Raw genomic sequence first — 13,815 nt, 5'->3', positions numbered from 1 at the left:
TCTTACCTCAGTCTCCTAAGTCCCTTCGGCATCGGGATTTCCTCGCCATCTTCGCCAAGCAGGTAGATGTTGTCAAGGCTTATATAGCCCTTGCCGCTGTAGCGGGCGCGCCACGAGAAGTTCTTTATTTTGGTCGGGTCAAGCTGCGGGATAGTCTTGCCCCAGCCTTCCTGCTTCATGTTCTCCCAGATGAGCGTATCGCGCACCCAGTTGCCGTGCGTATTCTTGAGGCGCACCATGAACTCGTCGTAGTCTTCCACCTGGCTGCTCGCAATCTGCACTTCGAAATAGCCGTCGGGATTGTTGTGGTTCGTGGCGTAGTCGAACACGATGCCCACGGAATTCTTGACTTCGGGCGGAATCACGTAATAGGCGCCCGCGAAGTTGGGCCAGCCCTGTGCAGGCGGCTGCTCGATAACGAATTCATGACGGATGAAACCACCGTGCGGAGGCGCGCCGTTAAAGACTTTCGCGTCGATGGCCGTAGCGTTGTCGCCGTTCGCCACCGGGTACCAGTCCACCGCCTCGATTCCGTTGTCGAAGTTCTGCATGGCCTTCGTGGTGCGGTAGGCGCCACGCACGCGGAACGGGATGTCGATTGCACCCACCTTGCCGCCAAGGCCTCCAATTGCCACGCGGATTGAACGGGGAGCATTGTTCAGGTCTTCCGGAATCGGGACCTTCACATGGAAGCTTTCGATGGAGGCATTCCACTTGCCGTCATCGGGAGCAAACGAAGTCATATACATACCACGCTTACCCCAGTTTTCAATCATCAACATTCCGTTCGTGAGCTGCCCATTTTCCTGGACCACGGTACCAAAGAGATCAAGCGTGTCACCCGCAAGCAAAACCTTCTTCTCGAGAGACGCGGCAATGACCCGCGGTTTTGCCGCCATCGCCTTCGTCGCCTTGTCAAGCCCTATTACGCGCGGGTTAATCTGCACTACGGCAAGCCCGAACGGCGGCACGGTAATGTCCTTGCTCTTGCTCGGGTTTATACGGCGCCCGCTCGGGCCCATTTTCGGATACGGGAACGCGTTCTGCAAAGTCCCCTGCCACTTGAACTGGTCGGCACCGAACACGTCCACCTCGGTACGCACCAGGTCGCCCTGGCCAACCTCGGCAGCAATCCCCTCCGTGCTGGCACGGTCAATCTGCACCACCTGCGAATTTTCGGACAAGTTCACGAGCATCACGCGCACGGAATCGCCCTTGCCAATCGCATACGCTTCCATGTCGGGACTCGTACTCGAAACAGGCAACACCGCAAAGCCGTCTTCGAGGAAGTTCTTGAACGTCATGTAGATTCCATAGTATTCCGCCGTCGGTTCCAAGGACTTCCAACGGTTCCAGGAGCCGTCCTTGACTAACGCAGACATACTGTTTGTTCCCCAGGTATCGTCCGGGCCCTTGAACAGGTTGCCGAACGCATCCCACGGGAGCACCTGCAGGCGGTTGCCGAAGCGCACCGCATGCTGCGCGAAGATGCTCGCCACCGCAGATGCCTGCGGGTAGTCCATCAACAGGCTGTAGCCCTGCACGCACGTACTGAATTCCGAAAGCGACACGCCGCGTTCGCCTTCCAGGTGGCGCTTCATCCACGTATCGAGCGTATCCATGTTCGGGCCAACGTCAAGCATCGACTTGAGCATGTCGGCAGCCGTCGGGTTGTTCGGCGTCCAGTACGGATAGTTGTGCAAGTCCACCACGTCAAGATAGCGCTTGCCGTCCTTCTTTTCGGCCTCGCCCACGATGCGCAGGAATTCTTCCATCCAGTACTTGCCATCGAGCAGGCCCGCGCCCTTCTGCTGCATCTTGTGCGTGCTGAACAGCGGACCATGCAATACGATAGTAGAATCGACGGCCTTCATCGCGCGGGCGTATTCCAGGTAGCGCGCAGCGTAATGGCGCGCCGAAATCGGGCCGGATTCTTCCCACTCGCCATCGAGTTCGTTACCGATTTGCCATTGCTTGATGTTATAGCCCTTCACCTTGTTCGCATAGCGCACCCAGGCGGCAGCTTCTTGCGACGTACCCGTTCCCGCGTTCACGCAGATGACCGCCTTCGCATTCGGGAGCGTCTTGATGAACTTCATGAACTCTTCAAAATCCCACTTGATGTCGGTCCAGTCCGTGCGGGCCTTGTCGCCATTGCGGGTAGACATCGCGTAGAACTTGTAGCCGTTGCCTTCGAGCAGGTCGGAGCCACCGCTAAACAGTTTCATCTCGCGAATCTGCACGCCCCTGCTCGGCAGGTCGGCAGTCTTGAAGCGGATTGCCACGTAGCGGGTCTTAAGCTTCTTGAACTTGTACTTGGTCGTCTTGCCGGAAACCTTCACGACCGATTCCACCTTCAGGTTGTTCACGAGCGCCTGGTGAACGCCCGGGTATTCGGCGTAATCCGTGGTCCAGTAGGCGAACTCGAAAGATTTCGGACGGAGGTCGCCCCAGTCGATCTGCAGGGAATCGAAGTCCATCCTCTCGGGGAACTCCACCACGACCCAGGGCGGGTCATCCGGGTCGAGAATCTCACCCCACCACATCGTCTCCATGTTGCCGTCAGCAAGGTGACTGCGGCGGATGAACCCGTAGTTGTCCTTGGTCGTACCGCGGTAAATCGTCTCGCCCAGGAATCCACGCGCCCACTTGTTCTCGTCGGGAGTCCAGAGGCCGGTGCTATCGTACTTGCCGATTCCGTTCCAGTGGTAATCATTGGAAAGCGAGCCGTTCGGGAAGCGGAATACGGTATAACCGCCGTCCACCAACGCCTGCGTCATGTCGTAATAGCGGCTGGGCGGATTCCATATCGCCAGGTCGGCGGCCATCATGTCCTTCTTGTCGATTACGATGCCCGGTTTCAGGTCATCGACCGTCACCACGTTCTGTGCGGCAAAAGCGCTACACGCCAAGACGCCAACCACAAAGGCGCCTACTGTATTTTCGATTTTTCCAAACATAATTACCCAAAGGGTTAATAAGGGAACAACTTCCTTTAGGCAATATATAATAAAGACCGCCGCTTTGCACGACGGTCTTCATAAATAGGCTCAATCTTTTCAGCGATCAACCCTTATGGAGTCCGGATACACTTCAGCGACACCATCCAACCAATAAAGAAGCACTTCGTAGGTTCCTTCGGGGAGTCCATCCACCGTAATATACCCCCGTTCCACATCCTCCATCGTAATCCTCGGGTTTGGCGCCCAATTAAAGCAATAATTAAGATAGTAACACTCCACGTTGCGAATATTCAAAAACACCTCGTTTTCCAGAGCCTCTTCGGCAGGAATCTCAACAAATTCCCCATCCACATAATCCTCGAAATATAAGGAATCCAAGGGAACATCAACGAAATAGGCCGGCAGTAACTTTATGTCGCCCACATCAACGATTACACCAGCATCGCTTTCAATCATATGCGCTTTTGCAAAGTCAACGTTTTCGTTGACACCGTATTTCTTGTCTTCGGAAATAATGCGTATCGGAATCTCATTATAAAACGGAACATGCTCCCATTCACGCTCGCCAGCTTTCTTGTTAGAGCCAACAGGATCAATTTGCATCTCTAGATACGACAAGAAGTTCACCCGTTCCAAATAAAAATACCCCCCTGCATCCGTCGTAACAGCTTGACATTTACTATCGTAAGGCATACAGTTTTTTTCCGTGTAAACTAGCGCATTTGCCAAGGGCTTCCCTGCCGCATCCAAAGCACGGCCTTTCACGTCTGCGTACAGGTATATATCGTCAAAGCTTCCACACATGGGTCGAGAAAAACTCTCAACCCAGGAGCCTTCCAATGTCATCACCGAATAAGGCTCTTCATATTCCGAAGCACTCTTGGCCAAAACATGAATAGTATCCGTTTCAATATCTTCACTACAAGGATTTTTCCCGTCACTGAATGTTTTTTCGAACAACGACGTATCCAGTTGCGCAACGGGCTTTCCCGTATTCGTCTCACTGAGCGTCGATGCAATGCTGGAGCTATCATCGCTACAGCCAACGAGGATCCCGAGGCCAAGCAGGGCAAAGGCAACGCCCGCATTCGTCAACTTTTCCATAAACATTTTGGTTCCTCCTGAAACTATTTTTTCAAATTTGTGAACAAATGAAGATTCAACTGGTGGACGCCAGTCGCCTTCTTCTTGTCAAGCATGATAATCTTGCGCACCCTGGCCTTCAAGCCATGGATTTCCTTGGCAATCGCCCTGAACGCGTCGTCGGACACGCTGAAAGTGAACGTCGCCATATCCGAAGACCTCTCGTCGTTTGCAAGCAGGGCCTGCTTCGAAAGCTCGAAACACTGCAACTGGTACTGGCGCACCAAATCGCTATTGCTATAGGCGCCGCTGCTCACCGTATCACGGCAACTCTTCCAGAAACCCCTCTCGTTCTTCCGCACAAAGCCGAGGCGTTCCAGCAATTCGAGGGAACGTTTCAGCGTTCCAACGGACACCTTCGGGAAAATCAACTTCTGGATGGGTTCGAGGTCATCCGAGACATCTACGACCTCCAGCGCCGTAAACAGCACGCTGTTGTACCAGTGATTATAATACTCGTAGGCGTCTTCGTTCAAGATGCGGTGCGAATCCGGATGCTGCTTCAGCAAATCCTCGAAAAAGGCGTTCCTCTCCGTCGCGGTCTTCGCCTGATCCATATTCACCATGGTCTCGAAATACCGGGCTTCTTTCTTGTTCAGGCCAAGCACTTCCACGAACTTCGGAATCATACGGCCGGAAAGCTTTTTACCCTTGACAATGTCATTATAGTAGCTGCGCGTCTTGGGAAGTCCCAGCAGCACACACGCTCCAGCCCTAGTAAAACCAGGGTCCGTCTGCACGCGAGCGGCCTGGTATTCGTCCAGGTACTTGCGAAAATTCGTGAATTGGAATATGTCAATCGTTTTGTCCATACCCTAAATGTACTCAAATTTTGACTCAAAGTCAATACCTTTTGCAAAAATTTTGAGATTTTTTTTGAGTACATTCAAAGATTATGGATTATCGGCCCTTGAACTGGTCGCCGTACTTGATTTCTGTTTCTTTGGCACCGTTCAGGTTCACCAGGCGGCCCGGGTCGAACACGAGGTCTTTCGCGAGGCCTTCCTTGAGGGATTGCGCTCGGTCCAGGAGTTCGGCGGCACAGCTGCTCGAAAGCAGAGCCTGACGCACCTGAAGCGCGACATCCAACGACTCGCCATCCGCTTCACCACCTCTCTCGTCTAAACAAAACCCTTTGCAGAGTCTCGCGGCGAGCTGCTTGAGCCTGCCTTCGGCGCCCTTGTCGGTACTGCCGTCCTCGATCTTGAAACCATAGTACAGCTTGAACACGTCGAGCGCCTCGGCGGCCGTAATCACGCGCGCGGGCTTGTCTTCCCAGGCGTCGGCAATCTGGCCGAAGATCCACGGGTTGTGCATGGCGCCGCGGCCAATCGCGACACCGGCGACACCGTAGTTTTCGATGCGCTCACGGGCGACGTCGACGCTGTTCACGTCGCCGTTACCGATGACCGGAATCTTGGCCGCGGCCGCGGCCTTGCCGATCCAGTCCCAGTCGGCAAGGCCGTTGTACCCCTGCAAGCGGGTACGGCCATGCACCGTGAGCATCTCGACGCCTTCGCCCTCAGCAATCGCGAGAGCCTCCATTATGTTAATGCTTTCGGAGTCCCAGCCTATACGGCACTTGAGCGTAAGCGGGATGTCCGCCCCACTCCTGTCCAGTGCCGAGCGGACATCGTGCAGAATCTCCTGCAGGCGCGGCAAGTCCCTAAGCAGTCCGGAACCGCTACCCTTGCCCGCCACCTTCGGCGCCGGGCACCCCGCGTTCACCTCTATGTATTCGGGACTGTACTTTGCAGCAATCTTCCTGGCTGCATCGGCCATCCTGTCCGGGAAGCGGCCGAATATCTGCACGCCGAACGGACGTTCTTCCGGGAAAAAACGCAACTGCTTGTGACCTTCCGGGTTGAAAACGGCGTCACCATCCGTAGGCACGAACTCCGACACCAGGAGCCCCATGCGGTTCCCGGAAAGCACGCGGCACAGCCTGCGGAAGGGAGCATCGGTCACTCCGTCCATCGGACTCAATATGGTATTCGGAAACACTTCCAAATCGCGCAAATTGAACCGTTTACAGGAGGGATTTTTTTCCATTTTCATTTTTTCAACATTTTTCCACATTTAAACCACAATTATCCACAACATGTCCGCAACGAGAGCCCGAAAAAAATATTTAATTTTCAAGCAAGCCCTCCACTAACTCGTTGTTAAACTTATATTTAAGTTCGTCATTAGAACAATTAACCCATAATTGATCCGTGCCTAACATAACTAAACAATCCCTGATTCAAGAAATCGCCAAGTCCACCGGATTTGTGCGTAATGATATCAAGACGGTCGTTGAACAGTTCCTCGGCCTTGTCGGAGAAAAGCTCATCGACGGCAACACCATCGAAATCCGCGGATTCGGTACGTTCGCCTGCAAACCCCGCAAGGCACGCCCGGCACGTAACCCGCGCACCGGCGAAACGGTCCTTATCGAAGAACGCATGGTCCCGACCTTCAAGTTCAGCAACGATATCAAGGACAAGATCAATTCCCTGGAATCCCTTGTCGACGTCGACGCCATCTCTCCGGAAATCGAACCGGTTACGGCGGAACAGTCGAACGAACAAGACTAATCTTTTTCAAGAAACAGACTGGATTTCTTCATCTGTGAGGAATCTCCAACCACCCCTGCCCAACGACTCGTCCAAGGACACCGGTCCGATAGAAATACGTTCCAACGTCTCTACGTGGTTGCCCACCGCAGCGAACATGCGCCTGACCTGATGGTACAGGCCTTCCCCGATAGAAATAATCACGGATTCCCCGTCCCGCTCGATAGCGCGGGCCAGGACCTCGCGTCTTTCGCCCTTGAGCATCACGCCCTTCAGGAGCTCAGCCTCCTGCTCCGGTGTAAAGGGACGTGCCAGGGTAACGCGGTAACGCTTCAGCAGTCCCTTTTTCGGGCTTTCGACCCTATGAATAAAATCGCCCTGGTTGCTCAGCAGCAGCAGGCCTTCGGAATCGGCATCCAGGCGTCCCACGCTCTGGATACCCATTGCAGAAAACCTGTCGGGCAGCAGCGAATAGACCGACTGGTGGTCACGGGCATTGTGGCTGCACTCGACATCCGTCGGCTTGTGGAGCATTACATACAACTTTTCTTGCGTCGTCACTTCTTCGCCGTTCACCGTAATGGTCGCCGGGCGTTCCGCAAATTCCACGAACGGATCTTCGAGCACCTTGCCGTCAATTTCCACAAGGCCCATGCGGACAAGGGCTCGGGCTTCCTTGCGGCTGCCATAACCTATACTGGCCAACAATCGTTCCAAAGTCAAAGCGGGCATTATTCCTCCGTCATCCAGCCGACAATCTTTTTACGGACAAATCCGAGTTCCGGGAGTTCGCCCGTCTTGAGGACTCGCGAGCGGCGGCGCCAGAACAGCAACAACAGGATTCCCGCATACACGAGCAGCGCCAGCAAAAGAAAAATCACGCGGCAAAGATTCGTGTGTCCAAGAATTTCGCCCTGGGCGCGCAAGTCCCTTTCATGGCACCAGTCCATGCGGACATCCCACGATTCCAGATATGGGAAGCTCTTGAAGATTCCGTTTACGGAGGCACCGTACCCCATTGTCGCATAATCGCTGCGGATTCCCTCGACAAAGCAGTCCTTGAACTTGATATCGAACAGCCGCACAATCATCGAAAGCAGGCTCTTCACGTAACGGAAAGCGCGGCCGTCCAGATTGGGAGTCAAGATGATGGTCCAGAACTGTTCGTCCGTGAGTTTCGGCTTTTCCTTCTTTTCCGGTGCGGGTTCCTCGACGGGCTTTTCTACCGCAGCAGGGGGCGCGGCAGGTGCGGGAGCCGCGGCTGTGGCCGGAGTCGCAACGGTAGCCGGAGTCGCAGTAGGAGCGGAAGGCTCTGCTGTAGCCGGAGTCTCGGTAGGCGCGGGAGGTACGGCAGGCGCGGGAGTCGCAGCCGCCTTATAGGCATTCTCGGCTTTGGGAGCGTCTTTCTTTGCAGGCGCAGTCGCCACGAACTCGGGTTCGACAGCGTCCAGAAAATCATCGCTGTCCGGAGTTTCGGTTTCCTTGTCCTTGCCCCATTTCTTCTCGCCGGTCCAGAGGTGCTTCTTAAAAAAGAAAAGCCTTGCCCCGGCTCCCTGTTCCCCCGCATCGAATTCCACCTTGAACCGAAACGGGAAAAACAGGACAACCAGCGCAAGCGCGCACAGGATAACAACTAGCCAGAAGAGGAATCCACCCATTACTTCTCGGCTTCGTCAGCCTTCTTGCTGATGATGTCGATCAGTTCCGCAAAACTCTTGGTCTTCAGAATCTGGCTGAACTGGTCCTTGTAATTCCTAGCCGTGGAAAGGTCGTCGATAACGAGGTCCCAGGCTTTCCAGTTTCCGTTCACGATGCTCATCTTGTATTCGAGAACCGATTCCTTGCCCTTGTTCCACAGATGGGCCGTCACGCGGGCTTCTTCGGCACCCTTCATCTTGGCCGGCTCGTATACAGTGGAATCCGCGCGGTACAGTTCCAGGCGCTTTGCACTGGAGTTGCGGACCATGCGCTGGAACTCGGCGACGAACTTCTGCTGCGAGGCTTCGTCCTGGGCGTTCCAGTCCTTGGTAGAAAGGCTCTTCTTCGCCAACAGTTCGAAGTCAAACGAGTCGTTCAGCAAACTCTTGACGCGTTCCGTCTCCTTGGCATTGCGCGTAGACTTCTTGAGCAGAGTCTGGAGTTCCGCGTCCTTTTTCTTGATGGCGGAAACGGGATCGTCTGCGGCAAAAGCCATCAACGAAACGCAAGCTACCGCAACTAGAATCTTCCTAAACATCTCTTACCTCCATTTTACTTAAACTTTTCGTGGAATTCGGCCAAGGACATACCCATTCGCGAAATCAGTTCGGCAAATTCGACGTTGTACTTGCATACCGCAAAATAGTAGTCCTTCTGCATGTTCATGTTCTGGGTATATGCAGAAACAAGTTCGCCCGTCTTGGACTTGTCCAGGTCGTACTGCATGGCGGCACCCTTCAGAATCGCATCCGAGGCACGCAGGCTTTCCTTGAGCGACTCCATGTTCTCCTTGGCGGCCACCACCTGGTAGTACTGCTCTTCGGCCTTCGCCATGAGCCCGTCGGCAGCATAGCGGTCCTTCAACTGCAGTCCGCGATAATCGGATCTTGCACTGCGGTATTCTTCCCAATATTTCCAGAAGTTCAGCCTGTAGCGAAGCCCGATTCCGACAAGGCCGTCCAGCTTGTTCACAGCATCTTCGGCAAAAGCGTCTTTCTGCATCACACTGCGGTTGCCCGCCCAGCTCTTCACGTATTCGACCTGGCCCATGATAAAGAATTCGGGAGCCAGTTTGGCTTCGGCCAGTTGCATCTGCGTGCGGCGCGCGGTAATGCCGGCGGCAAGCTGCTTCAGCTCCGGATGGTTCTGCAGGGTAATCAGGCGGACTTCTTCCAATAGAGGCAGCGGTTCCGTCCGCGGCACAAGGCAGGTATCTTCGGCAACGAACACATCGTCTTCCCGCATGGCCAAAGCAAAGCGGATGGCGAGCTGTACGCGCTTCATTCCCAGATCCGCTTCGGTAACGCCTTCCTTGACGGTATGCATTTTGGCTTTCAAGTTCAAGAAATCCATCTGGCTTACGCTCGGGTCATCGTCATCCAGGGCTTCTTCCATCTTCTCGTAGGCTTCGTCTACGCGGGCCTTGGCCGATGCGGCAAGCTTTTGCATTTCCATTGCCAGCAGATAGTTGTAATAGTACGTCTGGAGTTCCACGTCTTTCTTGTGGACCTGTTCCAGGATAGAGTACTGTTTCTGCTGCAAGTCCGCTTCCAGCGCCTTCTTGCCGGAACGGTACTGGCCAAAGTTGAGCGGTTGCACGAACTTGGCCTGAACGCCCCAGAACGGACCCATCTTGGAAAAGTCGTAGACGCTCATGGTGTCGCCGTCGCTGTCGACTTCGTCGCGGAGGCCGGGAGCCGGGCCGACAATCATCGATACATCGAACGTAGGCAAAATGGCGTTCGCCTTGAGGGCGCGAATCTTGTCCTTCTTGGCAACAACCCCCTGCCTGGTTTCTTCCAGTATGGGATCGTGCGTGATACCCGCTTTTACAAATTCGGACACGTCGTACCGGACCTCGCCCGCATACGCAACCGCAAACGATAAAAGTAAAAGCAGGATTCTAAACATTAACCCAAATTTACAAAAAAGACAGACGGGCCAGTTCCCAATACTTGGAAATTACGCGTTCATAATAACGTGTAGGCAGGGGCATGCCGCTCTGCAACATCTTGTCGACAGCGGAATGTCCCAGGTTGTAGGCAATCAGCGCCTCTTTCCAGCTGCCGTATTTGCCGATAAGCCTTATCAGGTAGGCCGTGCCGACAGCGACATTCACTTCGGGTTTCAGCAGGTCTTCTTCCGTATCGACCGTAAGCCCGAAATGGTAGGCCATCTTTTTGGCCGTCTCGAGCTTTATCTGCATGAGCCCCATCGCCCCGGAATGCTTGCCGGAACGGGTACGCCCGCGCGCATTCGGGTTCCCGTGGCTTTCCTGCGCCACCACGGCGAGGACAAGGAGCGGGTCAAGCGTATAAGACCTCGAAATCTGCCAAATCTGTTCCGTCAGTTTCCGCTTGGATTCGGGAGAAAGGCGGTTTTTCGAAAGATGATCGACAACCTTGTCTATCTTGACGTAGTCGATAGTCCACTTGCCCCACGTATCAAGCTGCTCCAGGTCTCCCCTGAGATTCGCCTCTTTTTCGGCCAAATGCACCAGGCGGCCCTGCCGCACATACCAGCAGCCGGCAAAAGCAACCATGGAGACAAAAGCCGTCACCAAAACAACCAGCGAAAAAACCGGATGGATACGAATTTCACTTTTCAAGGCGGGAATTCTCCAAGTACTCTAGGTACGATACCCAATCCTGGATAATCCCGAACGAACTCAGCATGGAAGTATCTTGCACAACGCCCAGCTTGCGTAACGGGCCTATTGAAGATTCCAGTTTGTCGATTTCGCGGATATAGCGGTCCTTCTGGCTCTGCAAGGCGATAATCTGCGCCTGCTTATCCGCAATGTCCCTGCCCTGCGCCGCGATGATTAAGAACAAAGTAATAGCCCACCCGACAATCAAGACAAAGGCGGCAATGGCGACAGACGGCGTAAGGCGAAGCCCGGTCTTTTTCCCGTAATGCACCCCGATCTGGCTCAACTGCTTGCGCATGCCGGAATTCTTGTACGCGCTACGGCTCTCGTAAATTTCAAAGATATTCTTGTACTTGTCGAAATAGGCTTTCTGTTCTTCGCTGTTGAATATCAGGACCAGCGCGGAATTCTGTGCCTTGATCCGATCCAGGACCTCCAGGAACAAGTCCAGATATTCATCGGCCTTGAAATGGGCACGCTGCAAGTTCAAGAAAAAGAAACAGCCAGGCCCTTTGGTAAGCATCTCTATTTTTTCACGGACCGCCGGCAAGTGGACGCGGCTCAAGGAACCCGACAGGGATATCTCCACATCGTCACCATGGTCTTCGACCTGAATGTCAATTAGATCCGCCCTCATGCCTATCCCTTGGTAACAGAAATGGTAATCTTCAGCGTCTTGTCATCCATGACGTTCAAGGCGGTACGCCAGAACGGATAGACCCGTATTCCCTGGAAAATATCCGGGGCAGCCGAATTCGACGCCCCAAAAATCGGGCCGACAAAAATGGTCGCCGGGGAATCCATCTTCATGTGGAAAATGCAACCCAGCGCGTAGTCGCGGATATCGACAGTCCTTGCTTCCGGATAAAGTATCGGGCTCTTCTTGTCCCACTTGACCGCATTACCGTCTATCGTGACACCAATGCCGTCGCTATTTTCCAGAATGCCCAGTTCAAAGATGGACCCGAAGAAGCACTTGGTATCCAGATAGAGACTGTTCGAAAGATTATACTCGACAGAAACTTCCGAAGACGTGCTCTTGAACTCGTATTTCTTGCCGACGCGGAATACGCCACGTTTCTCGCCGATAGCGAATCCCTGTTCTTCGAGCAGGTTGACTTCGGCACCATGTTCGACGCGTTCAATCTGGTAATCGTAGGGATCTTTCAGAAGACTTTCACGGCCGGCCAGGGCGCGTTCGATGCGCTCGGGAGACAAGTCCGTATTCGGGAGCAGGCAATCCAGGAAGGCCACCGAAGGCTCGGCATCGTTGCGCCAGGTATTGAGGAACGTCATCGAAATCGGCTTGTAACTATACGTACGCAGCACGCCGCCATCGGAATAATCCAAAAGGCACGAGAAGTCGGCGTTCTCGACCCAGATCTGTTTGCGGCCCAGCAACAGGTAGTCACAGACTTCCATGCGGAGTCCCGAAAAATCCATCATCGCATCCAGTTCGCGCGCAGCGTCCATCACGTAACGCGCACACCACTGGCGGACATTCAGGCTACGCATGCCTTCGGCATTGCCCAGGTCACGGAAGAATATCGGCGACATCGCCGGCAGGAGCTTTCCATAGAAGGAATTCTTCCTGCGCGCATCCTGCAGGATCTCGCCCCGGCGGTACAGGTTCAAGATGGCCTTCTGCAACATGTTGATTTCCGGACGGCGGATAAGCATTTCCCTGCAGGTCGTCGCGGATGAAGGCAGCCCGAGCTTGCGGCCAGCCGAAATCAGGTAGCTGAGGGACGCCTCGGGCGGCAGCTGGTTGACCATGTAACCCACGGGCCAGGTCTGCAAGTCGTTCGTCTCGACAAAATCCACGAGTCTCCCGAAAAAGTCCACGATGTCCTTCGCCTGCGGAGGCAAATCGAGAATGACAACCGCCGTCTTGCCGTCACGACAGTACGGAGCGAGAATCTCGCGCCAGTTCAGGCTATCGTTCTCGATGGCCGCAGAAAGTTCGTCGGCGACGGGGACGACACGCATCAGGGCACCCTTGTCCTCTACCGAGAACCATCCCGACGTGGGAGTTGAACGCCCGAGTGCGGTACGGATGGCGGATTCGCTTACAAGCGCATAGTCAAAGCCTTCGCGTTCGAGAATCGGCGTCATGCCCATTTCCCACACAAGCGAAGAATTGAAGTAGCCCTGCGGTTCAATATCAAAACAGCTCTTGAGAATCTTGCGGTGTTCCTTCAACTGCAGCGACTGCAGTTCTTCGGGGAACAGCGGCAGCATGGGATCGTAGAAACCGCCACCGAGGAACTCGATAGTCCCGTTGGCGATGCCGTCACGGATTCTGCCAAAAGCCAGCGGCCTAGCCACCTTGCGCATCACGCGAAGCGTCGGGCCGTCTACATACACCGAACATTTCACCTGTCCCGAAGACAGGAGCACGTCAAGACCGTCGAGCAAATTGCGAGCGACAGCTTCGAGATCCTTGTAGGCCGTAGCCGGGGACAGCTGCAAAACAAACGAAATGGTCGGTTTCATATGGTAAAGGATAGAAAAAAGAGTTACTAGTTATTAGTTACTAGTTACTAGAATTGCGTGTATGACGGTTCTTCGGCGGTGTTAAGTAAACAGTGGTTAGTAAACAGTGGTTAGTAGACAGGATCGCTGATATCAAGATGTTTTTTTTGCATGTCCTAACCACTAAAAGCGTGCAAAACGAGTGTCAAACAATTATGCTTGCACAATTGTTTGAACGAGTGCAGCCGCGGACGTCGAGAGTGAGCGCGCCTGCCGGAGCGTACATGCCGGGACGTAGCGCGAGCGGGTATATAAAAAAAGCCCCCCG

General features: G+C 54.2%; 12 protein-coding genes. 1 reads left to right on the top strand and 11 read right to left on the bottom strand.

The genetic code is table 11. The annotated features are described in order from the left end of the window. Window positions 1–2: 2 nt before the first annotated feature. From B3M32_RS02405 to B3M32_RS02390, 4 genes are all read right to left on the bottom strand, one after another. Entirely contained in the window at window positions 3–2,960 is a 2,958-nt protein-coding gene (locus B3M32_RS02405; RefSeq protein ID WP_290743342.1) for a glycoside hydrolase family 44 protein, read from the bottom strand. A gap of 99 nt (window positions 2,961–3,059) precedes the next feature. Next, window positions 3,060–4,067, bottom strand: coding sequence for a hypothetical protein (locus tag B3M32_RS02400; protein ID WP_290743340.1), 1,008 nt, complete (start codon window positions 4,065–4,067; stop codon window positions 3,060–3,062). 23 nt (window positions 4,068–4,090) lie between these two features. Next, window positions 4,091–4,918, bottom strand: a complete 828-nt coding sequence (locus B3M32_RS02395) for a TIGR02147 family protein (protein WP_290743338.1) — start codon at window positions 4,916–4,918, stop codon at window positions 4,091–4,093. An 88-nt stretch (window positions 4,919–5,006) separates the two neighbouring features. Then, a complete protein-coding gene (locus B3M32_RS02390; protein ID WP_290743336.1) occupies window positions 5,007–6,083 on the bottom strand; it encodes a tRNA dihydrouridine synthase in 1,077 nt (358 codons plus the stop codon). A 239-nt stretch (window positions 6,084–6,322) separates the two neighbouring features. On the opposite strand from B3M32_RS02390, the gene B3M32_RS02385 reads away from it, so the two are divergent. Beyond that, window positions 6,323–6,685, top strand: coding sequence for an HU family DNA-binding protein (locus B3M32_RS02385; RefSeq protein WP_290743333.1), 363 nt, complete (start codon window positions 6,323–6,325; stop codon window positions 6,683–6,685). A gap of 6 nt (window positions 6,686–6,691) precedes the next feature. On the opposite strand, the gene B3M32_RS02380 is transcribed toward B3M32_RS02385, so the two are convergent. The 7 genes from B3M32_RS02380 to B3M32_RS02350 are packed head-to-tail and all read right to left on the bottom strand — an operon-like array spanning window position 6,692 to window position 13,508. Beyond that, complete coding sequence (locus tag B3M32_RS02380; RefSeq protein WP_290743330.1) at window positions 6,692–7,396, bottom strand: pseudouridine synthase; 705 nt, start codon at window positions 7,394–7,396, stop codon at window positions 6,692–6,694. Further along, entirely contained in the window at window positions 7,396–8,322 is a 927-nt protein-coding gene (locus B3M32_RS02375) for a hypothetical protein (RefSeq protein ID WP_290743328.1), read from the bottom strand. The genes B3M32_RS02380 and B3M32_RS02375 overlap by 1 nt, the downstream gene beginning before the upstream one ends. Next, the gene (locus B3M32_RS02370; protein ID WP_290743326.1) at window positions 8,322–8,900 is read right to left on the bottom strand and encodes an MlaC/ttg2D family ABC transporter substrate-binding protein; all 579 of its coding nucleotides are present in this window, start codon (window positions 8,898–8,900) and stop codon (window positions 8,322–8,324) included. The genes B3M32_RS02375 and B3M32_RS02370 overlap by 1 nt, the downstream gene beginning before the upstream one ends. Window positions 8,901–8,914: 14 nt before the next feature. Beyond that, on the bottom strand, window positions 8,915–10,273 hold the full coding sequence (locus tag B3M32_RS02365; RefSeq protein WP_290743324.1) for a TolC family protein: 1,359 nt from the start codon (window positions 10,271–10,273) through the stop codon (window positions 8,915–8,917). 10 nt (window positions 10,274–10,283) lie between these two features. Next, complete coding sequence (locus tag B3M32_RS02360; RefSeq protein ID WP_290743322.1) at window positions 10,284–10,970, bottom strand: lytic transglycosylase domain-containing protein; 687 nt, start codon at window positions 10,968–10,970, stop codon at window positions 10,284–10,286. Next, a complete protein-coding gene (locus B3M32_RS02355; protein WP_290743320.1) occupies window positions 10,960–11,649 on the bottom strand; it encodes a hypothetical protein in 690 nt (229 codons plus the stop codon). Before B3M32_RS02355 ends, B3M32_RS02360 begins: the two co-directional genes overlap by 11 nt. Window positions 11,650–11,651: 2 nt before the next feature. Then, window positions 11,652–13,508 carry an alpha-amylase/4-alpha-glucanotransferase domain-containing protein gene (locus tag B3M32_RS02350; RefSeq protein ID WP_290743318.1) on the bottom strand — a complete coding sequence of 619 codons (1,857 nt, stop codon included), beginning with the start codon at window positions 13,506–13,508 and terminating at the stop codon, window positions 11,652–11,654. Window positions 13,509–13,815 lie beyond the last annotated feature (307 nt).

Origin of the sequence: Fibrobacter sp. UBA4309 (genome assembly GCF_002395745.1) — a bacterium.
Lineage (GTDB): Bacteria > Fibrobacterota > Fibrobacteria > Fibrobacterales > Fibrobacteraceae > Fibrobacter.
Note: the sequence above shows the minus strand (reverse complement) of the source record. Positions and strands in the feature narration are given on the sequence as shown.